21 protein-coding genes and 3 pseudogenes are annotated in these 20,129 nt (G+C 36.1%); 22 read left to right on the top strand and 2 right to left on the bottom strand.

Going from position 1 to position 20,129, the window contains the following annotated elements; genetic code table 11:
* Positions 1–527: 527 nt before the first annotated feature.
* The 9 genes from ACSR9O_RS25865 (at position 528) to ACSR9O_RS25825 (ending at position 6,303) form a co-directional block, all read left to right on the top strand.
* Complete coding sequence (locus tag ACSR9O_RS25865; RefSeq protein WP_260357152.1) at positions 528–902, top strand: hypothetical protein; 375 nt, start codon at positions 528–530, stop codon at positions 900–902.
* A 571-nt stretch (positions 903–1,473) separates the two neighbouring features.
* The gene (locus ACSR9O_RS25860) at positions 1,474–2,634 is read left to right on the top strand and encodes a CapA family protein (RefSeq protein WP_101226119.1); all 1,161 of its coding nucleotides are present in this window, start codon (positions 1,474–1,476) and stop codon (positions 2,632–2,634) included.
* 260 nt (positions 2,635–2,894) lie between these two features.
* A complete protein-coding gene (locus ACSR9O_RS25855; protein ID WP_230178258.1) occupies positions 2,895–3,095 on the top strand; it encodes a hypothetical protein in 201 nt (66 codons plus the stop codon).
* Positions 3,096–3,369: 274 nt separating this feature from the next.
* Entirely contained in the window at positions 3,370–3,579 is a 210-nt protein-coding gene (locus tag ACSR9O_RS25850) for a helix-turn-helix transcriptional regulator (RefSeq protein ID WP_101226121.1), read from the top strand.
* Positions 3,576–4,040, top strand: coding sequence for a hypothetical protein (locus tag ACSR9O_RS25845; RefSeq protein WP_101226122.1), 465 nt, complete (start codon positions 3,576–3,578; stop codon positions 4,038–4,040). The genes ACSR9O_RS25850 and ACSR9O_RS25845 overlap by 4 nt, the downstream gene beginning before the upstream one ends.
* A gap of 201 nt (positions 4,041–4,241) precedes the next feature.
* A complete protein-coding gene (locus tag ACSR9O_RS25840; protein ID WP_061461637.1) occupies positions 4,242–4,712 on the top strand; it encodes a hypothetical protein in 471 nt (156 codons plus the stop codon).
* 348 nt (positions 4,713–5,060) lie between these two features.
* On the top strand, positions 5,061–5,198 hold the full coding sequence (locus tag ACSR9O_RS25835; RefSeq protein WP_157830938.1) for a hypothetical protein: 138 nt from the start codon (positions 5,061–5,063) through the stop codon (positions 5,196–5,198).
* A gap of 112 nt (positions 5,199–5,310) precedes the next feature.
* A complete protein-coding gene (locus ACSR9O_RS25830) occupies positions 5,311–5,856 on the top strand; it encodes a GrpB family protein (protein WP_491725324.1) in 546 nt (181 codons plus the stop codon).
* A gap of 306 nt (positions 5,857–6,162) precedes the next feature.
* The gene (locus ACSR9O_RS25825) at positions 6,163–6,303 is read left to right on the top strand and encodes a hypothetical protein (RefSeq protein WP_157830939.1); all 141 of its coding nucleotides are present in this window, start codon (positions 6,163–6,165) and stop codon (positions 6,301–6,303) included.
* Here ACSR9O_RS25825 and ACSR9O_RS25820 read toward each other — a convergent pair.
* Positions 6,294–6,449 (bottom strand): annotated as a pseudogene (locus ACSR9O_RS25820) (tyrosine-type recombinase/integrase); the annotation flags it as partial. The gene ACSR9O_RS25825 and the pseudogene ACSR9O_RS25820 overlap by 10 nt on opposite strands.
* Before the next feature lie 384 nt (positions 6,450–6,833).
* Here ACSR9O_RS25820 and ACSR9O_RS25815 point away from each other — a divergent pair.
* The 8 genes and pseudogenes from ACSR9O_RS25815 (at position 6,834) to ACSR9O_RS25780 (ending at position 13,707) form a co-directional block, all read left to right on the top strand.
* The gene (locus ACSR9O_RS25815) at positions 6,834–7,028 is read left to right on the top strand and encodes a hypothetical protein (RefSeq protein WP_101221495.1); all 195 of its coding nucleotides are present in this window, start codon (positions 6,834–6,836) and stop codon (positions 7,026–7,028) included.
* A gap of 89 nt (positions 7,029–7,117) precedes the next feature.
* Complete coding sequence (locus ACSR9O_RS25810; protein WP_101221496.1) at positions 7,118–7,333, top strand: hypothetical protein; 216 nt, start codon at positions 7,118–7,120, stop codon at positions 7,331–7,333.
* 35 nt (positions 7,334–7,368) lie between these two features.
* A pseudogene (locus tag ACSR9O_RS25805) lies at positions 7,369–7,932 on the top strand (ABC transporter permease); the annotation flags it as partial.
* A gap of 467 nt (positions 7,933–8,399) precedes the next feature.
* A complete protein-coding gene (ppsA, locus tag ACSR9O_RS25800) occupies positions 8,400–11,015 on the top strand; it encodes a phosphoenolpyruvate synthase (protein WP_491725323.1) in 2,616 nt (871 codons plus the stop codon).
* Positions 11,016–11,365: 350 nt separating this feature from the next.
* Entirely contained in the window at positions 11,366–11,644 is a 279-nt protein-coding gene (locus ACSR9O_RS25795; protein ID WP_101221498.1) for an ArsR/SmtB family transcription factor, read from the top strand.
* A gap of 102 nt (positions 11,645–11,746) precedes the next feature.
* Positions 11,747–12,130 carry a VOC family protein gene (locus tag ACSR9O_RS25790; protein ID WP_260357158.1) on the top strand — a complete coding sequence of 128 codons (384 nt, stop codon included), beginning with the start codon at positions 11,747–11,749 and terminating at the stop codon, positions 12,128–12,130.
* A gap of 293 nt (positions 12,131–12,423) precedes the next feature.
* Positions 12,424–13,044 (top strand): GyrI-like domain-containing protein, encoded by a 621-nt coding sequence (locus ACSR9O_RS25785; protein WP_491725322.1) that lies wholly within the window; start codon positions 12,424–12,426, stop codon positions 13,042–13,044.
* A 408-nt stretch (positions 13,045–13,452) separates the two neighbouring features.
* Positions 13,453–13,707, top strand: coding sequence for an alpha/beta hydrolase (locus tag ACSR9O_RS25780; protein WP_402942954.1), 255 nt, complete (start codon positions 13,453–13,455; stop codon positions 13,705–13,707).
* A 444-nt stretch (positions 13,708–14,151) separates the two neighbouring features.
* Here the strand turns inward: ACSR9O_RS25780 and ACSR9O_RS25775 are convergent, their stop codons facing one another.
* Complete coding sequence (locus ACSR9O_RS25775; RefSeq protein WP_491725321.1) at positions 14,152–15,054, bottom strand: DMT family transporter; 903 nt, start codon at positions 15,052–15,054, stop codon at positions 14,152–14,154.
* A 160-nt stretch (positions 15,055–15,214) separates the two neighbouring features.
* Between ACSR9O_RS25775 and ACSR9O_RS25770 the strand changes: the two genes are divergently transcribed.
* The 5 genes and pseudogenes from ACSR9O_RS25770 to ACSR9O_RS25750 form a co-directional block, all read left to right on the top strand.
* Positions 15,215–16,591 carry an aminotransferase-like domain-containing protein gene (locus tag ACSR9O_RS25770; RefSeq protein ID WP_491725320.1) on the top strand — a complete coding sequence of 459 codons (1,377 nt, stop codon included), beginning with the start codon at positions 15,215–15,217 and terminating at the stop codon, positions 16,589–16,591.
* Positions 16,592–16,881: 290 nt separating this feature from the next.
* Entirely contained in the window at positions 16,882–18,051 is a 1,170-nt protein-coding gene (locus tag ACSR9O_RS25765; RefSeq protein WP_491725319.1) for an MFS transporter, read from the top strand.
* A gap of 228 nt (positions 18,052–18,279) precedes the next feature.
* Entirely contained in the window at positions 18,280–18,594 is a 315-nt protein-coding gene (locus tag ACSR9O_RS25760; RefSeq protein ID WP_230178269.1) for an MTH1187 family thiamine-binding protein, read from the top strand.
* An 894-nt stretch (positions 18,595–19,488) separates the two neighbouring features.
* The gene (locus ACSR9O_RS25755) at positions 19,489–19,617 is read left to right on the top strand and encodes a hypothetical protein (RefSeq protein WP_260357164.1); all 129 of its coding nucleotides are present in this window, start codon (positions 19,489–19,491) and stop codon (positions 19,615–19,617) included.
* Positions 19,614–20,129: pseudogene (locus ACSR9O_RS25750) on the top strand (collagen-like protein); the annotation flags it as partial. The gene ACSR9O_RS25755 and the pseudogene ACSR9O_RS25750, both read left to right, overlap by 4 nt.

Below are 20,129 nucleotides of genomic sequence, written 5' to 3'. Positions count from 1 at the left end.
CTCTGTTGGAAGAGATTAAAAATAAAAAAGCGTAGTCCTTAACCTAACAGGTGCAATAAGGGAGTTGCTTTGGCATATCTTTGTTTTATGGAACTATCGGGCAGGTTAGTTGTGATTAAAAATAAAAGCCTAAATGAGAAATCCTATTGAAGTAGGGGCTTATGTAAATTAGATAATGTAGATATGAAAATGGAGGATATTGTGGAACTTTTAATGTTATTCATAGCAATATATTTAACACCTATATTATGTATAGTATTTATTGTGGCAAGTGTAGGATTAGCAAAGAAAATTAAACGAGATAAAGAGGATACTGCAATCCATACTTTTTGGGTAACAATTTCATTCACATTTATAGTTTATTCTCTCGTATGGAGTGGTTTTATTAGTCTCTAACATTTATTGTACTTGTTTGACTAGCTTAAGATCGGAGCTGTCTTTAAGGCAGCTTTTTCTTATGGAACTAACGGGGCAGGTTAGTTGAATAAGACAAGTAGGATTAAATAAATCTATTATTGAAAAAAAGAGTGATTAACAGAGAAAATTTTATTAAGCTAACTTGTGCTATAGTTCAAGATGTGTGGCTGCCACCACCATTATCAAATGAATTGAGGATGGAAATTGAAATGAAGAAAAATATGTTTAGTTTTACGTCAGCCATAGTTGGAGTTATGGCTCCATTACTTTTATTTGCTGCAATTGAAATAATTAAGTTTAGTGATATATTACTAATTAGTAGTTTGAGCCTGTATGGTGTTTCTATTATATGTACGATTATCGCTGTGATAAGGAAAGAACAACATAAGATGAAGTACATCCCATTCCTTACACTAATCCCCTTTACTCTTTATCAATTATTAATTTTATTGGTTTATTCATTAGGGAAATTCATAAATGGGTAAACTAACGGGGCAGCATTCCTGTCCTGTATTAACTGAAATACTAAAAAGTTTGTGAAGAAATCTACTTAGACTAACGGGTGCGTTAGTTCTATAAGGATCACTAAAAATAATCATACTATATTATAAAAACTGTATACTAAATCACTAGAAAAGAATCCATTTTGATCATCTTTTTCAAAATGGATTCTTTTTATTTACGCTAATATGGGGGTTCAGGAGGACCTATTGATCAATCCCAATCCCTACAGTTGATTCTTTTACATGCAAAATAGCACTCAAAAAAGTGCAAATTATCTCCAAAAGTAACACTTTTTAATAGTCTACTATGAGTGTACTCAAAACTTACAAGGTATTTCGATTTCTTGAAAAGCTGTTCGACATGTGCTTTCAGATACAGGAGGCATATCTGAGATAGCAAGCACATCTGATATAGCAACACATGATATGTCTAACTTTTTTTATTTCGTACTCTGTTTCAAACGAATGATGTGTTCATTTTAAATATCAAATAGATATTTTTGTTGTTATTTCCTAAAAACACCCTACTATAATAGTAGGAGGTAGCATTGCCATGAAAAGAATACTAGTGTTTCTAGCTACATTTATGTGTTTGTTATGGATTCTTGCACCATTTGTAAAAGGTCAATTTCAAGAGGAACCAAAAGTCTCGGAAACAAAGGCAGAAAATAAAAAGAAACTTAAACCCGACAACGCTTCATCTCAAGCTCATACACCTGTTCCGAAACAAAAAGTAACTTCAGCAACCATAGGCGCTGTGGGAGATATTTTAATTCACGATAGGGTGTATATACCCGCCCGCAAGTCAAACGGCTCGTATGACTTTAATCCGATGTTCCGATTTGTGAAGCCCTATCTGGGGAAAACGGATATTACGATGGCTAATCAGGAAACGATGATTGGCGGGAAAGAAATAGGGCTTTCCTCATATCCTTCCTTTAATTCACCAGTAGAGGTGGGAGATGCTCTAAAGGCAAACGGGGTTGATCTCGTGACAATCGCCAATAACCATACACTTGACCGAGGAGAAAAGGCCATTTTGAATGCGCTTAACCACTGGAACAGTATTGGGATGCCTTATACAGGAGCTTATCAATCGTCTGAAGACCAGAAGATCATTCGAATATTAAAAAGAAACGATATTACCTTTTCGTTTCTCAGCTATACGTATGGAACGAACGGGATTCCTGTTCCTGCGGGGAAGCCGCATCTTGTGAATTTAATTGATACCACGAGAATCCAGACGGAAGTTAAAGAAGCAGAGAAAGTTTCAGATGTCGTTGTGGTCAGTCTGCATTTCGGCAAAGAGTATGAACGGTTGCCTAATGATGAACAAAAGCTGCTTGCTCAAACGACAGCTAATGCAGGTGCTGATATTATTATTGGCCACCACCCACACGTTTTGCAGCCTGTTTCATGGCTTACAAAACCAAACGGCGAACGGGCATTTGTTGCTTATTCGCTTGGGAATTTCTTATCCGGCCAGCAGGGAGATTACAAAGACATCGGCGGTATTATGCAAATTGGCGTAAAGAAAATCCAAACCGGGGATGATGTGAAAATCGAACTGCAAAATCCAAAATTCCTGCCAACCTGGGTCAACCGCCCATATGAGATCATTCCAATGAAAACCTTGAGTGATCAGTCTGACAAATATAACGAAATCCAAAAACATATGAATCAATTCATGCCTGAACTGTCATTTGATTTTTAATGAAAGTACAGTCTTTGGCATTGGAAAAAACTAATTGTTTTACATAATGAAAAAGCCACCGGCTATGTAGCCGGTGGACCGCATATTCCTCCTAATAAGGTAAACACTATTCACCATGTTCCAGTTAAACGGCTTGAACCAACAGACGAACATAATAGGTTGCTGCGGCAACCTTTTTCTTACGGAACTAACGGGACAGAATAGTTCAAGAAAGATAACAAAAAATATTAGTGAATATGTTTGGCGTGAAAGGAAAAGTAATGGATAAGGTAAAACTTTATTTAAAATATCGAAAGAAAACATATATTTTAAATACTGCACTTTTTATTGCAGGTTTCATTGTTGTTACCTTTATATTTGGACCTCCGAAGTATTATGTTGTCCCCATTTTATCAATGATAACGGCTTATGGTTTTTTAGAGTTTGTAGAATATAAACGTTGGAAAAAAGAAAATTATTGAGTTTAGCATCCTCAACTAACGGGTGCTTTACTTCAATAAGGAAGGTTGCTGAGGCAGCCTTTTCTTATGGCACTAACGGGGCAGGTTACTGCAAGAAGAAAAGTGAAGAATTATAATTATATAAGAACGGGAATTGGAATATCTTTATTATTGATTAAGTTTTTAAACGGAAAAAGTAATCAATATTTTTTCGCTTGTAATGTAAAACAAACTTTACAAAATGTAAAGTCAACTATACAATATAAGTAGCATATACTATAAAAGGTGGTATTTTATGGTGTTAAGGAACCGAGTAAAGGAATTAAGGGCTAAGTATAATATGACACAAGGTGTTCTTGCAGAGTCTGTAAATGTCACAAGACAAACGATTGTGTCTTTAGAAAAGGGAAGCTATATACCCTCACTTTTACTAGCTATGAATATTGCACATACATTTACTTTGCCAATTGAAGAGATTTTCTTTTTAGAGGAGGATGAAAAATGAGCGTTTTTCGTAATGTGTTTATTTCCGTTATTTTGTTGATATTGTTTGGATGGGGGATGATAGCATTTTATTATGCATCAATTGATATCTCGGAATTTTTTAAGGATTCTAAACAAACTACTATGTTTGAATTAAATTTAACCCCAATATTAGCTTTTGTTTGTTTAGGAGTAATAGTATCATTTATTACTAAAAGTAAGAAGAAAAAGAAATATTGGGCAAAAGCATTGCTACTACCTGATGAGTTTAAGGAAAGTGATGAACGAGAAAAGCAAATTACTAGTCAAGCTTGTAGAGCATCATATATTAGCATGATACATGCATTTCCGATAATAACAAGTTTACTGCTTTTTTATCCGTTTATCTCTGAAACATATCCATACTATCCTATTGTTATATTTTTGTTATTGCCGTTAACACAAGTTGTTACTTATCTTATTTCATGGAAGAAAAATTATTAGTAATACTTTTACCCTTATTAAAAGTAACGGGTGCTTTAGCTGAAGAACGGAGCTGTCTTTAAGGCAGCTTTTTCTTATGGAACTATCGGGGCAGTTTAGTTGATTAAGTAAAAAAATGACAAACAGCGAAAATGGGATAATATGGATTATTGATGTATAATTGGATTGAAATTAGAAAGGGTGAAAAATAGGGGGTATGAAATGAAAGGCTTTTTTAGATTATTTATAGGAATGTTTTTAATTTTTATATTAACAGGATGTATAGGAGAAGATTATGATGTTGGTGTTCCAACTGCTCATTTATATTCAGAAGACCTTGCTACATCTGTGCAATTAGCAGAAGGAAATGTCAGTTGGAGTTCATCAAGTGGAGATGTAGATCAAAAAATAGATGATATTCAAGAATTCGGATTATCACAAGAAAAAATGAAGGTTACTGCTAACGAAAAAGTTTCCTTAGATTTTCAAGAGAACGTAAGAAATGGTGGAGATATTTGGACAGACCCAAAAATAACAGTTGCCCTACTGAAAGATGAACAACGAATTGAACTCGAATTGCATGAAAATAGGGAATTTCAAATCCCCAATAACAAAGGGGGGGATGTTTTAGAAGTTGTATTCACAAGTTCAAGAGGTACTGCCCAATATGTAGGGAATATCTTAATTCAGTGATAGTAAAAATCCCTTCTTTTTGAACAAAAGGGGATAATGCTTTAGTTTTTCACCTTAGAATGCGGTGTTTGATACCATAAACGATTATGATTAATCAAAATCAACCAAGAACTTTAACATAGCCTTTTCTTATCTTGAAACGGGGCAGCATTCCTGTATTAACTGAAATACTAAAAAGTTTGTGAAGAAACCTACTTAAACTAACGGGTGCGTTAGCTGAAGATCGGAGCTGTCTTTAAGGCAGCTTTTTCTTTATGGAACTAACGGAGCAGGTTAGTTGCACAAGGATTATTTATTATCGTTGAAGAATATATACTCATAAATAGTACAGGTTGAGGAGAGATATAGGTGGATAAAGGCAAATTAGAGTTAATAAAAGTTGTGAGTTTAGCTGTAATTGCAATTAGTTCAGCAATAATAGCTTGGAGAATGGGTAAAGTTGTTAATTACTTGTATGACTTAGTTATGTTATCAGGAAATGGCTAATTCTTTTCTTTCCTGCTAGGCCTTTTTCTTTTATCGAGGCAGGTTTGTAAAAGAATGCAGGTACAAAGATTTTTCTGTAACTGAAAAAATTAAAATCTTGAGGGAGAGTAAAATGAAAGATATTCATGATGAAAGCACATGGCCCGTTTGGGCTAATGAGACAATAGACATTGTCGAACCAAATCCCAAGTGGGTAGAAAAAGGTAATCAGGAAAAAGCACTTCTTCTTAATCTTCTTTCAACTTTCGGCATAACGGAAATTCAACATTATGGAAGTACATCTATTCCTAATTTACCAGCTAAACCAATCATTGATTTAATGGCTAAAATTGATTCATTTCAAAAAATAAAAGAAATATCTTCGTTGTTAGCTAATCACGACTGGAATTATGTACCACCTAACATAGACAATCGACTTTGGCAAAGATTTTTTGTAAAAGTAATTAACAACAAACGAGTAGTACATTTACATATTTTACTTGAGGGAGAAGAACGGTGGGATAATCAGCTACTTTTTCGTGATTTATTACGGACTAATCAGCAGTTTATTGATGAATACGCTATTCTTAAAAGAACTTTAGCAAAAAAATATAGCAATGATCGTGAAGCGTACACTAAAGCAAAAACAGAATTTATCAATTATGTTCTTAAATCTTAGTTGCGAACTAATATAAACTTGTGAAGAAATATACTTAAACTAACGGGTGCGTTAGTTGATTAAGGAACACAAATATAATCAATCCTTTTTATAAAAGAATAATTATTAAATATAAAAGGGCATGTTTTGATTAATCTTTTTTCAAAACATGCCCTATCTATTTATTCATTTATTAAGGTTTTTTTGTATTAATTTTTGATCAAACTTTGTTTCAAAGCTACACTATCACATAGAATATAAAAATATATAAAAATCTAACAATCGTACTTAAAGAAATAATTTGGTGTACTTATTAAGGGGGATAAAATGAACAAAAAGAATTTTCTATTAATTGGAAGCCTTGTGTTTTTAATTTTTTTAGGTTGGTTTGCATATCAAAAAGCAACTGATGATACCTATGAGGGGATGTCTATTATTCCAGAACAACACAAAGATATTAATGAGTAACAGTAGGTTTTTTGTGTATTATTGCTTTTTCCTGTTGTATCTAAATATTTTATGTACTTTAATACAGAAAGAACAGGAACCCCATAATGGTCTACAAGCATATATCTTTTGATGCCATTCTCTAATAGAACTTCTTGAACTTTCATTTTTTCGCCTCCTCATAAACATAATCCCTTACTCATGTATCTCTTATATATTAAACATTTAATACTAGGAATAAATAGAATGGAAAGCAATTATAGTATGTAAAAAAATAGTGGATAGTCTATGTCATTTTGAACATAGTATCCACTATTCATTATAGTACGGTTAAGCTACGTATTCCCTCTTTTGTTGAATATATATCATAACCGTCTATCCATCGGGTAGGCGTTTTTTATCTTCCTTGTAAACTAGGCATACAGAAATACATGATCTACAACATATAAAGTGATTGTAATATCATGTGCCTAGTTTAGAGCGAATAAACAATTAGGAATCCTTGCCTTTTAATTGAATATAAATAGTATAAAAATTAAGGGGGAGAAAAGGTGGATATATTTGATGAACATGCGAAAGTGCTAAAAAAGTTGTTTGACAATAAAAAAGCCCAAAAAGAAATTATAGAGAAAATGGGAAACGGCATAAATTCAGAGTTGGAGAATCAGTTGCAAACATTAAAAAAGGAATACTGCGTTTTGAGCAAATTAGAAAGAACATATGATGATCGCTATGAATTTAATTAAAATAGAGCACTTATACATTAAGGTGCTTATTATTTGCAGGAAAACGTCTCATTTTTGTCGTATTGGTTAAACGAAGGGGATGACAAAAAATGAATGATGATTATGAGAAAATCGGTATTTTATTGTCCAATATGACGAACGAATTAGTGTCGAATAGAGTAAGGGTTAAAGCTATAGTAGAATTACTGATTGAAAAAGGTCAGATAACCTACGAAGAGTATGAAAAAAGTTTTGAAAAAGTGTTTGAAAGAGATGCAAAGTCATTTAAAGATGATTTAATAAAAGACGTCAAGAGTAGTGAATAAAAGCACAGGGCATCCATTAATCTGGGTGCTTTTTTATCCTGCCGATTGCGAGTGGTATTTCATATACGGCTTACCGCCTATTTTTAGATACTCAAAGGAGCATATTCGGGAGGTTTCACTCCATGCCGATTTCGCGTTCCACCGTGCTGTGGGGGCATGTGCTAACCTCGCTGGTATCCAAAGCCTTTTCCGTTGTCGTAATCACTCTCGTTGCCTCAATATGGACTTTCGATTATCGACGGGGGTGCTGTCATGGCTCGCCGTATCCGGTATTCTTGCGCTGTTTACGCTGGCCCTGACTTTGGATCGCGGCGACTGCCGGACTGTCCGCAAAATCAGTGGACGGTGCAAGCGCCTTTTCCTATCCGTTAATCTTCCTGCCGTTTATCAGCTCAGCGTTTGTACCAACCGATTCGATGCCGTCGGTAGATCGCCCTTTGCCGAAAATCAACCGGTAACCTCGATAGTGGAATCCATTCGTGTGTTGTTGTCAAGTCAGCCAGTGGGTAATGATATATGGATTGCTCTTGGGTGGGGCATTGGGATTCTGATAGTGGCTTATACCTTTTGCAATAAGGGTGTATAAAAAGCGGGTATGATGAATGTGAGGGAAAAGATAAAATTAGCAGAGGTCAGCTACAGAGATTAAAAAAATCGGTTCCTAAACATAAAAAAAATTGCATGGGCATGACGTATACAATGCATTGAAATTTTCGGAATAACGAAGCGTTTTAGTATCCGAGAATAGACATTAAATAATGATGATTATGGTATGAAATTACCGTCATTTCTTTTAAAGTACTAAATTAAATCATGATGATACAGTTCTGCCAGGGCAAATTTATTTTGATTCTGGTATTTTTTAAGGAAATGTAAATCATTCGAGGTATATGAACTGCTTTCAAGGGGATAAACCGGGGCATTTGGTTACTGTATGATAGTTGAACTCTTACTCTTCCTAATTTAATTATAGCATATAAGAAATGGTAAATATAGACTATTTATTCTTAATTGCTACTGCTAAAATACAATAGACCTTTATTGAGATTTGTGGGAGGGATATAGAATGGGTTCATTGGTTCTCGGTTTTCAGGAGATGGAAAAAACACAGCTATTGCTCGTTGGCGGAAAAGGATTAAATTTAGGGGAATTATCAAAAATTGAAGGAATACAAGTACCAGAAGGATTTTGTGTTACAACCGTGGGATATCAAAAAGCCATCGAACAAAACGAAACGTACCAAGCTTTGTTGGATCGACTGACAATTCTAAAAGTAGAAGATCGTGAACAAATTGGTGAAATCAGCAGGAAGATTCGACAAATCATTAAGGATGTAGAAATTCCTTCCGATGTTGTGAAAGCAGTTACTCACTTTCTCTCCCAGTTTGGTGATGAACATGCATATGCAGTCCGTTCTAGTGCGACTGCGGAAGATTTACCACATGCCTCTTTTGCTGGTCAACATGACACTTATTTAAATATTATCGGCTTCGATGCCATCTTGCAGCATATCAGGAAATGTTGGGCTTCCCTATTTACGGATCGCGCGGTAATCTACCGTATGCAAAATGGATTTGACCACAGTCAAGTTTATTTATCCGTTCTCGTTCAAAGGATGGTTTTCCCACAGGCTTCAGGGATTTTATTTACAGCTGATCCGATTACTTCTAACCGAAAGCTGCTATCAATCGATGCCAGTTTTGGACTTGGAGAAGCACTGGTTTCTGGCTTGGTTTCTGCCGATTGTTATAAAGTACAGGAAGAGGAAATCGTCGATAAGATGATAGCAACCAAGAAATTGGCTATCTATGGACGAAAAGAAGGCGGAACAGTGAAACAACAGGTCGATCCGGATCAGCAAAAGACACAAACACTTACTGATCAACAGATTTTACAACTGGCACGCATCGGAAGACAGATCGAAGCATATTTTGGTCGACCACAAGATATCGAATGGTGTTTGGTTGATGATACATTTTATATAGTCCAGAGTCGGCCAATCACTACTTTATACCCGATCCCTGAAGTGAATGATCAAATAAATCACGTTTATGTATCTGTCGGTCATCAACAAATGATGACCGACCCCATGAAACCATTGGGATTGTCTTTTTTCCTGTTAACGACTCCTGCACCTATGCGTAAAGCTGGCGGAAGGCTGTTTGTTGATGTCACACATATGCTGGCTTCACTTGACAGCAAAAAAATGTTATTAGATGCAATGGGACAACATGATCCGCTCATGAAAGACGCACTCATTACCATAATAGAGCGAGGAGATTTCATAAAATCTTTACCAAATGATAAGCAAGAACAGAGTTCCGGTAAAAGCAATAAAAGTGTGTCGTCTGCTAATTCTAGGGCACAAATCGAAAACGACCCGACAATCGTTTCTGATTTGATTAAGAACAGTCAAACATCGATAGAAGAGTTAAAACAAAACATCCAAAGGAAATCAGGGTCGGATTTATTTGATTTTATTCTGGAAGATATCCAGATATTAAAGAAGATTTTATTTGACCCACAAAGTTCAGCTGTGTTTATGGCTGCTATGGATGCTTCATCATGGATCAATGAAAATATGAATGAGTGGTTAGGAGAAAAAAACGCAGCAGATACGCTTTCTCAATCTGTACCAAACAATATTACCTCGGAAATGGGTCTGGCGCTACTGGAGGTCGCAGATGTGATTCGTCCTTATCCGGAAGTCATTAATTATTTACAATATGTAAAAGATGATAACTTTTTGGGTGAACTGGTTAAGTTCGAAGGTGGACAAAAAACGCAAGAAGCTATCTATGATTATCTCGGCAAATACGGCATGCGAGGTGCCGGGGAAATCGATATTACTAGAACTCGTTGGAGTGAAAAACCAATTACACTTGTCCCGTTGATTCTGGGTAACATTAAAAACTTTGAGCCTAATGCTAGTAAACGGAAATTTGAGCAAGGGCGACAGGCAGCTTTGAAAAAAGAACAAGAGTTATTAGATCGATTGAAGCAATTACCGGATGGTGATCAAAAAGCCAAGGAAACAAAACGAATGATCGACCTAATCCGGAATTTCATCGGTTATCGTGAATATCCCAAATACGGCATGGTTAGTCGCTATTTCGTTTATAAGCAGGCTTTACTGAAAGAAGCCGACCAACTCGTACAAATAGGCGTCATTCATGAAAAAGAAGATATATACTATCTCACTTTTGAAGAACTTGGCGAAGTAGTACGCACAAACAAACTGGATTACCAGATCATCAGCAAACGAAAAGACGAGTACAAATTATATGAAAAACTAACTCCCCCACGTGTAATCACGTCTGATGGTGAAATCATTGTAGGTGAGTACAAACGAGAAAATCTCCCAGCCGAAGCTATTGTAGGTCTGCCTGTTTCTTCCGGTGTTATTGAGGGAAGAGCACGTGTCATCTTAAACATGGAAGAAGCTAATCTAGAGGATGGAGATATATTAGTCACTTCCTTTACTGACCCTAGCTGGACACCATTGTTTGTTTCCATAAAAGGCTTAGTCACCGAAGTTGGTGGACTGATGACCCATGGAGCAGTTATCGCACGTGAATATGGCTTACCAGCAGTTGTTGGGGTGGAACATGCGACTGAACTGATAAAAGATGGGCAACGAATTCGAGTGCATGGGACAGAGGGGTATATCGAAATATTGTAATTGCTGAATACCTTACAGTATAAAGGTTTTTATATTGAAATTATTATCGAATAATCATTTTTGTGTTCTCTAAGGCCATTAAAATGCCAAAAATCCCTGCTTTTTGATCAGGGATTTTTTTCTATGTTAAATGATTGTAATCGATTTTAAACACTACAATGGAGTAACACTTCATATGAGATGCTAGTGTGTTACTTTTTTGTAAAAAAAAAGTTTTAATTTCTATAATGATTCAAACTACAATTATGTCACTTTAACTTGATAAGATTGCATGATACGGTTCCTTTGTCATGCAACTCTACAGTTGCCTATGATTGACAAGCAACCGTAGAGTTGCTTATAATCGATATATGAATTGGGACAAAGACGCTATATTCAAAGCACTAGGCGATTCGACTCGTCGACTTATATTAGACGAACTATCCGAACGCAATGAGTTGACGTTGTATGAACTTACGGTACGTCTCATTATGAAGCATGACCTTTCCATTTCGAGACAGGCGATAGCTAAACATCTTTCTGCATTGGAAGATGCAGGGCTCGTAAAATCTAAACGAAAGGGAAAATATCGTGTACTTATGTTCAACAACGAACCACTTAAGAACTTGTTGAAAGGATGGATAGAGTAATCTTATCGGAACAGGACTTCTGACGAATATGGGTTGTTTTGCTTGCAGCCAGATTGTCAGCAGATCACCATACGTTGCAAATATCTAAGGAGGCAAAACATTATGAAAATCATTGTTACCAGTATATTCGTACAAGACCAAGACAAGGCACTGGAATTTTATTCAGAAAAGCTGGGATTTGAAAAAAAGCATGACGTTCCCATGGGGAAATTCAGGTGGATTACGCTTGTTTCTCCCGATGATCATGACGGTACCGAGCTTTTACTTGAACCGAATGAGCATCCTGCCGCAAAGGAGTATCAAAATAAGATATTTTCCGAAGGAATCCCAGCAACAATGTTTGGCGTTTCAGATATTCGTAAAGAGTACGAACGATTATTGGAAAACGGTGTGAAGTTTACTATGGAGCCGACAAAAATGGGCGAAGTCACAATAGCTGTCTTCGACGATACATGCGGCAACCTCATTCAAATAATGCAGCAGTAATTTCATGACGAAATAGAAGTAATTGTTATATGAGAGTAAAGCTTTTCTTGTATAAAATTAAAGGTACGATTGTGGAACGAGAAGTAGAAGGGTGGTACAAATATGTACCACCCTTTCTATCTATCATATTGGTCAAAAGGTAACACAAAAGATGTACGGGAATAGTCCAGCTTATTTTGATTTAGTGAAACAATAAGGGCTTGAAGGAATTGTTCAAATGAAGGTTTAATTAAAAGGACGTTGAAGTAGTAATCAAACATAATGAAAAGTTATAGAGAAGGGGAACAAAACTAATGAAATACGAATGGAGAAAACAAGAGAAGAATTTATATATCCCAAAACAAAAATCTGAACTTGTAACAATTCCTGAACAGAAATTCTTTTCGATTAAGGGAAAAGGAAATCCAAATGAGCACGAATTCGCTGAAAAGATAGGTGTTCTTTATTCATTGGCTTATGCGGTCAGAATGATGCCGAAGCAAGGATACACTCCAGATGGATATTTTGAATATACCGTATATCCATTGGAAGGAATATGGGATTTAACAGAAGAGGGAAGAAAAAAAGATTCTTTAAATAAAGATGAATTATTATATACGATCATGATTAGACAACCAGATTTTGTAACAAAAGAAGTAGTGGAGAGAGCATTTGAACATGTACGAAAAAAGAAACCACATCCATTTCTAAATGATGTAAAGTTCGGTACATTTCATGATGGATTATCTGTCCAAATGCTTCATGTAGGTCCATATGATGATGAACCTCAAAGTTTTAAATTAATGAATGAATTCATAAAAAATAATAATCTTGAAAGAACTTCATTACAACACAGAGAAATATATCTTTCAGATTTTAGAAAAGTCGAACCTGCAAAATTAAAAACTGTTTTGAGATATAAGGTTAAGCCATAGACTAGGATAAACTCTTCAGTTTGTAGACAAAAGGGTTCTATCAAAAGTTAAAAAAGTTGATTGGAACAGGTGTGTGTGACACTTGCGGATTTGCCTATGACCATCGTTAAAAAGCGAAATCCAGATAATAGTATTTTCCAATAGATCACGCATATTGATTTTAGTTGTAAAATAATAAGAAATAAATTGTACTCATGGGACACAACAAATCCGGGTTGACCCAATTGGAGACGGGGAATAGCTTAATATCAGAGCTGTCTTTAAGACAGTCTTTTCCTTATTCAGCCGGGGCAATTTTGTGGAAGAAGGATTCACGCGTGCTTACGAACAACTAATAGAAAAAAGCATGTAAAGGTGAAACTTAAGAACTATAATAGTGATCTTACATATAGTTAAGAGTGAAATTTCATAAAGTGGCAAAAGGTAAAAGAAGCACCTCCATTTTTCGTGGCGCATGGTGACCAGGACAGGTTAGTGTCTGTGGAAAATTCCCGACGCTTCACGGAGCATCTGCGTGATTCCTCATCCAATCCGGTTGTTTATGTCGAACTTCCTGGTGCGGGGCACAATTTTGATTTGTATCACTCCATACGGACCAAAGCAGTCGTGAATGGCATTGAAGCCTTTGTGGATTGGGTTCAAGCCAATAACAAACGTATATGATAGCAAATACTTAAACTATAGGATGCATTAGCTTAAAAAAATTATAGAATTTCAACACACCACTTAATGAAGGAAAAGAGTGTTAATCCTTTTTTGATCAACACTCCCGTTAGGGCAGTAGCATTCACTTTGTTTTTTTAGGTTTGATTTCTTTAATAATGAAATCTGTTGCTCATTAGTGTTTGGGATTTTTTCCAGTTGCTAAACAATTAACTTTTGTCTTAGTAATGGATGATTTTGACTTATCTTTGCTTTCGCATCAAATGTTTTTGTTTAATATTTACGCTAAATGAGTCCCGTAAGCCATCCATATGTTTAAGAAAAAAGTTCGCAATACTATGTTCCCTCATAATGTCGAAGGCAAGTATTGAGTCTTTACTGATAAATTGTGCAGGAATATACATTTTTTATTTGATTATACAGAAATCTCAATTGAACATGCAGTTAGGTTTTCCCCGATACAGCTCTGTTTTTTGATACAGGAGCATTTTTGCCTAATATAACAGAAAAGACAACAATCACTGCTATTATAAGAGTGAAAATTGTGATGGATTCATTTAGAAATACTGTTGCAAATAGAATCATCAAAAATGGTTGTAAGTATTGAATCTGGCTAACTCTTGCTATCCCGCCCATAGCCATTCCACTATACCAAGCAACATATGCTAGAAATTGACTAACGACTGCGAGATAAATGAAACTGATCCAAGCTTGTAAAGGGGCATGAAGCATTTCATTCGTGAGGTTTAGCCCAACTGGAATAACGAAAAATGGAGCACCGATCATAATTGCCCAAGCAATCACTTGCCAGCTGCCTATTTCTTTCGCTAATTCCCCCCCTTCTGCGTAACTAAGTCCAAGTATGATCACTGCTGCCAGTAAAGCTAAATCGGCATATTGCAATTGGCCGAATCCAAGATGAAGTGCATACATAACTACCGCTAAAGAGCTGATTATACTTGAAATCCAGAATTTGAGAGATGGGTTTTCACCTGCCCTAAATATAGCAAATCCGGCTGTTGCTAACGGCAACAGAGCTAATTCCACAGCTCCATGAGAAACAGGCAAGGTTTCCATTGCCCAAGAAGTGAGGAGAGGAAATCCTAAAACTGCACCAAAAGCAACTATAAGTAGACGTTTGAATTGGCGAAGAGATGGTAGCTTTTCTTTTCGAACAATTAGTACCACGGCTACTAAAATAGCGGCAACAACCGTTCTTCCTAAACCAACGATCGTAGTCCCAAAATATTCTACTGCAATACTTGTAGAAGGGAGCGTTAAACTAAAACAAATGACCCCCACTAATCCCAAAAATAATCCGAATTTTTCTCTTTTTTCTCCCCGCATCTGTTCCAACCCCAATCTTTATACTTTGTACCACATCTGTACCATTTTTTATTTAACTTAAAAACAGTTTTGATATAATTAACATACTATGAGTATGCTCAATAAAAATAAACCATTTTTTTACCTATCTGTCCTGGTACAGATGAAGGGGGATCAATATATGAACTCAAAATATATAAAGATAATGGAAGACATTAAGCTTCGCCTTGAAGATGGTTCGCTAATTGCAGGCAGTAAGCTTCCTTCGATTCGTCAGTTATCTGAGTATTTTTCATGTAGCAAAAATACGGTCATTAAAGCATACGTAGAACTTGAAAAAGAGCATTTAATTTATTCTGTTCCTAAAAGCGGCTACTATGTTGTGAATGAATATCAAAAAGAGACGGTAGAAAATGAGGTGATTGATTTTTTGTCTGCCGGTCCAGATAAAAATGTTATGCCTTATGTGGAATTTCAACATTGTATGAATCAAGCAATCGACCATTATAAAGAAGAGCTTTTTACATACTCTGATCAACAAGGGCTTTACTCACTGCGAGTACAGTTGGTGAAATATTTGCAAAACTTACAGGTGTTCACTCAACCGGAGAGATTAGTGGTTGTTTCTGGCTCGCAGCAAGCCCTTAATTTATTAGTTTCTATGCCATTCCCGAATGGAAAAAACAATATTCTAATTGAACAGCCGACTTATTTCGGATTCATTGAGTCGATCAATCTGCATCAAGCTACTACTTTTGGTATTGAATTATCAATGGAAGGGATTGATCTTGATCGGCTGGAATACATTTTTCGAAATAATGATATAAAATTTTTTTATATTATCCCGAGATTTCACAATCCACTTGGACATAGTTACACGAATAGCGAAAAGAAAAAAATCGTTGAGTTAGCTGAAAAATACGATGTATATATAGTGGAGGATGATATTTTAGGAGACCTTGATCCAAATCCAAAATCTGATCCTTTATTTTCTTTTGATCCTTCTGGGAGAGTGATCTATATTAAAAGCCTATCGAAAATCTTTCTCCCAGGATTAAGGATTGGTACTGTCGTTCTTCCTGCATTAATGATTAACAATTTTTTGCGATATAAATTCAGTTCTGATTTTAATAGTTCAGCACTTTCTCAAGGTGCGCTAGAAATCTATTTGAAAAGCGGTATGTTTTATAGTCATCTCAAAAAAGTAAAAGAGGTATACCGTACTAAAATGCAAATCCTTCAAGAAGCATGTGAATTATTGCTGCCGGCTAATACATCTTTTTCTAAACCGAATTCCGGATTCTATCTTTCCATCAGTTTGCCCGAGAATGTGAAAGCAAAACAGGTGGTTCATATGCTAAACGAGCAGCATATATATGTTGATGATGCCTCCAGAATGTTTTTAGCAGAATATAAAAAGGAAAATCTCGTTCGATTATGCATCTCTCAAGTGAACGAGAATCAAATTAAACTAGGGGTAGAACGATTGGCTCACTGTATTGCTTTAATTGATAGTAGAAAAAACCATATTACTCCAAATAACTTTTTACTCATTTAGAAAGTGTCGGGTTTTTCCCGTCACAACCTATATATAACCACAATAGTTATTTAAAATAATGTAAATTTCCTTAAATGTTTTTACTTGTCCCTCCCTTAATTCCTTAATATAAAGCTGTAAAATAAGAGCTTGTTTATAAGGGTAGGTTCTGATATGATTGTTTGATGAATTTTTTAAAGGGTTTAGAGAGGGTGAGTCAATTGACTAAAGACCTTAGACAATTGAAAAACGTTTCGGTGTTCCAAACGCTTCTAACTTAGAAAAATAATTTAGAAGCGAGGAATAATTATATGAAAAATCAAAGAATCTTTAATAAATCATTTCTTTTTTTATTTATAAGCAACTTTTTAGTTTTTATTGGGTTTGAAATGTTGCTTCCTATTTTGCCCGCCTATTTGTTAAGCATGGATGCATCTTCCATTCAGGTTGGTCTAGTAACATCATTATTTACGATAGGTGCTGTTTTCATCAGGCCTTTTGTAGGTTACTATTTAATTGATAACCAGAGGAAAAGTCTAGCCATTTGTGCAAGTGCAGCTTTAATGATCATTACGATACTATATCCGTTTCTTAATATTATATGGCTTATTCTATTGTTACGACTTTTCCATGGTGCAGCGTGGGGGGTATCAACTACAGCTAATAGTACAATAGTAGTGGATTTGATTCCTAAGACACGCTTAGGAGAAGGAATAGGGTATTTTTCTATATCCACGACAGTCGGGGCTATCGTTGCACCAAGTATAGGTATCCTAATCTATGACTCTTTTTCCTTCAATATTTTGATATGGTCATCAGTAATACTGAGCTTATTGGCAGTAATTGCGCTTCAATTTGTATATTCACCTACTATTGTAAAGCGTGAGAAGAAGCCATTTCGTTTTTTGAATATGATTTTTGAAAAAGACGTTTGGTTCCCAGCATTACTTACAGTTATTACAACACTTGGTTTTGGGGCTATTATTACATTTTTGGTTCTTTTTGGTGAACAAAGGGAAGTAGATCATATTTTTCTATTCTTCCTTATCAATGCAACTGTCTCAACTTTACTACGTCCGTTTACCGGAAAATGGTATGACAAAAAAGGACCTTGGTCTATTATCATTATGTCAGCTGTGTTAGGATTTTTTTCAATTGTTATCCTATCGTATACGACAAATGATTCTCAACTTATCATTGCGGCGATTTTATTTGGGGCAGGTTATGGAACTGTTATGCCATGTTTACAAACATGGACTGTTCAAAAGGTAAGTGAAGAAAAAAGAGGAGCAGCCAACGCAACCTTTTTTTCCAGTTTTGACGTTGGTGTTGGAGTTAGCGCATTTGTATTAGGTATTTTAGCTAAATGGATCAGTTTAGAGATGATCTTCAGGTTTGTTAGTCTAAGTTTTATTGTTGTTGCTGTTTTAGTCTATAAGGATTATATAAATGAAAAGATAAGGCATAAGAAATCGATCTAAAACAAGTCCACCTCTATTTTAATAGAGGTGGACTTGTTTATTTGGCTGATTCTACAGTAATTTTCTTGCCAGTAGAAGTGCTTTGATTTACGAATCTCACGCTCCAAAACTCATATCAAATTTCCCAGGTTCGAAGTTTGAGTTATAATAGTAAAAAACACCCGACTATACTAGGATGGATGTTAGTAAGCTTCTTGATTAATACATAAAAAGGATTGGTGAATAAAAATGGCAATTGTTGATGTAACGGTTATTCCTGTCGGTACACAAACTCCAAGTGTTAGCAGCTATGTGGCAGATATTCAAAGAGTATTAAAGCAATATGAAGAGAAGGGAGAAATCCGTTTTCAACTGACACCCATGAATACAATCATTGAAGGCGACCTGCCTAAATTATTTGAAGTGATCCAAGCGATGCACGAAGTACCTTTTGAAAAAGGTCTTGCTAGAGTCTGTACGAATATCCGAATCGATGACCGTCGTGATAAAGAACGCAGGATGGAAGACAAAGTAAAGCGAATTAAGGGCATGCTTGAGGAATAACAGGTTTTGTAAGTAATGGGGTTTTGAGGTTAAATATGTTAAATATTAGAATTATTAAGAGACATGGAATTCGAGTCGTTGGACTTGATAGCCAAGTGGTGCGATGGGGGGGAAGATCTCCGATAGCAACAAACTTCTAGGGATTTTGTATTGTTCCCGTATATATGTGGAAACTTTCTCGTTATTTTGTAGTAAGCAATTATAGAAGCAAACAGTCCATGCGGCAAATTCTAGAGCGCATGGACTTTTCTTTTTTCTTATACCTATTACACGAATAGATATTGACGTGTAGAAGTGGTAACATTGGTATATTATTTCTGCAAACCACACATTGATTTTAACGCTCCTCATTAGTCCTCTAACATAAAGTTACGTAGGATTTTTATTTTATCTCGATCTTTTTAAGATAAAATTCCCCTTCAAAGTAAACATTTCCATTAGGAACAAAAGGAGCGGTGCCTTAAAGAAGACTGGGGTAGCGACTACAAAGCCGCTGTAGTAAAAGGTATTACGAAGGCAAAAGAATTACCGTAAATCCCTAATTTATTGCCTTACAATCCTAAAAAACCAACTGTTGTTGTGTATAAGCCATTGAGGTCGATATTATATTTAAGGGGATAGTGAAGATCTTTGATGCAATCGATGAGGGGAAAGCCTCTTTTTTTATTTAGGATTTGTTGAATAATGTGATTTTATTATGAACTAACGATGAAGTTTTAAGTCTAACTGCTTATTTATTAATTTAAATTTCTTGGGGGTTTTTTTGATAATAATGAATTAGAAATACACCCCAATTTTCTCCTTTTGATTTTACCATGTAGCCGTTCCGCTCTACACTCCAGGGCAATATACATGTTAAAAAGAAAGGAGGCATGGTTTGTGTGAAGGGAAAAAATGAAGAAGGAAATCTCAGGAAGCAAAAAAAAGTTATCAGAATTAAAAGACGGTGCAAAAGTTGTGAAAAGATACATTGTAAATGCGAAAAAAATCATGAATCTTCCTGTGGTGACAAGAATAAAGTGAGTTGCCTACAATGTGGAAAGAGACATTGTAAATGCGAAAAAAATCATGAATCTTCCTGTAACGACAAGAATAAAAAATTTTGTTGTCGTTGTGAAAAGGAACATTGTAAGTGTGAGCATAAAGAAGGACCCCGTGGACCTCAGGGGCCCAAGGGGCCTAGAGGACCAAAAGGATCAAAAGGAAAACAGGGACCGGTAGGACCAAGGGGACCGGTAGGACCAAGGGGACCGGCAGGACTAAGGGGACCGATAGGACAAAGAGGAGCAACCGGAGCAACGGGAATCCCGGGAGCAGCGGGAATCCCAGGACCGGCGGGAGCAACCGGAGCAACGGGAGCAGCGGGAGCAGTCGGACCAGCGGGACCAACGGGAGCAGCGGGAGCAGTCGGACCAGCGGGACCAACGGGAGCAGCGGGAGCAGTCGGACCAGCGGGACCAACGGGAGCAGCGGGAGCAGTCGGACCAGCGGGACCAGCGGGACCAACGGGAGCAGCGGGAGCAGTCGGACCAGCG

Source organism: Peribacillus sp. B65 (assembly GCF_058513295.1).
This window is presented reverse-complemented; position numbering and strand designations above follow the sequence as displayed.

What these genes read in the sequence shown, in the direction of transcription:
- ACSR9O_RS25755 (WP_260357164.1), top strand. Translation starts at nt 19,489, where the DNA reads ATGAAGAAGGAAATCTCAGGAAGCAAAAAAAAGTTATCAGAATTAAAA.
- ACSR9O_RS25775 (WP_491725321.1), bottom strand. Translation starts at nt 15,054, where the DNA reads ATGCGGGGAGAAAAAAGAGAAAAATTCGGATTATTTTTGGGATTAGTG.
- ACSR9O_RS25795 (WP_101221498.1), top strand. Translation starts at nt 11,366, where the DNA reads ATGAATTGGGACAAAGACGCTATATTCAAAGCACTAGGCGATTCGACT.
- ACSR9O_RS25860 (WP_101226119.1), top strand. Translation starts at nt 1,474, where the DNA reads ATGAAAAGAATACTAGTGTTTCTAGCTACATTTATGTGTTTGTTATGG.
- ACSR9O_RS25845 (WP_101226122.1), top strand. Translation starts at nt 3,576, where the DNA reads ATGAGCGTTTTTCGTAATGTGTTTATTTCCGTTATTTTGTTGATATTG.
- ACSR9O_RS25760 (WP_230178269.1), top strand. Translation starts at nt 18,280, where the DNA reads ATGGCAATTGTTGATGTAACGGTTATTCCTGTCGGTACACAAACTCCA.
- ACSR9O_RS25830 (WP_491725324.1), top strand. Translation starts at nt 5,311, where the DNA reads ATGAAAGATATTCATGATGAAAGCACATGGCCCGTTTGGGCTAATGAG.
- ACSR9O_RS25825 (WP_157830939.1), top strand. Translation starts at nt 6,163, where the DNA reads ATGAACAAAAAGAATTTTCTATTAATTGGAAGCCTTGTGTTTTTAATT.
- ACSR9O_RS25810 (WP_101221496.1), top strand. Translation starts at nt 7,118, where the DNA reads ATGAATGATGATTATGAGAAAATCGGTATTTTATTGTCCAATATGACG.
- ACSR9O_RS25785 (WP_491725322.1), top strand. Translation starts at nt 12,424, where the DNA reads ATGAAATACGAATGGAGAAAACAAGAGAAGAATTTATATATCCCAAAA.
- ACSR9O_RS25855 (WP_230178258.1), top strand. Translation starts at nt 2,895, where the DNA reads ATGGATAAGGTAAAACTTTATTTAAAATATCGAAAGAAAACATATATT.
- ppsA (WP_491725323.1), top strand. Translation starts at nt 8,400, where the DNA reads ATGGGTTCATTGGTTCTCGGTTTTCAGGAGATGGAAAAAACACAGCTA.
- ACSR9O_RS25790 (WP_260357158.1), top strand. Translation starts at nt 11,747, where the DNA reads ATGAAAATCATTGTTACCAGTATATTCGTACAAGACCAAGACAAGGCA.
- ACSR9O_RS25850 (WP_101226121.1), top strand. Translation starts at nt 3,370, where the DNA reads ATGGTGTTAAGGAACCGAGTAAAGGAATTAAGGGCTAAGTATAATATG.
- ACSR9O_RS25765 (WP_491725319.1), top strand. Translation starts at nt 16,882, where the DNA reads ATGAAAAATCAAAGAATCTTTAATAAATCATTTCTTTTTTTATTTATA.
- ACSR9O_RS25840 (WP_061461637.1), top strand. Translation starts at nt 4,242, where the DNA reads ATGAAAGGCTTTTTTAGATTATTTATAGGAATGTTTTTAATTTTTATA.
- ACSR9O_RS25770 (WP_491725320.1), top strand. Translation starts at nt 15,215, where the DNA reads ATGAACTCAAAATATATAAAGATAATGGAAGACATTAAGCTTCGCCTT.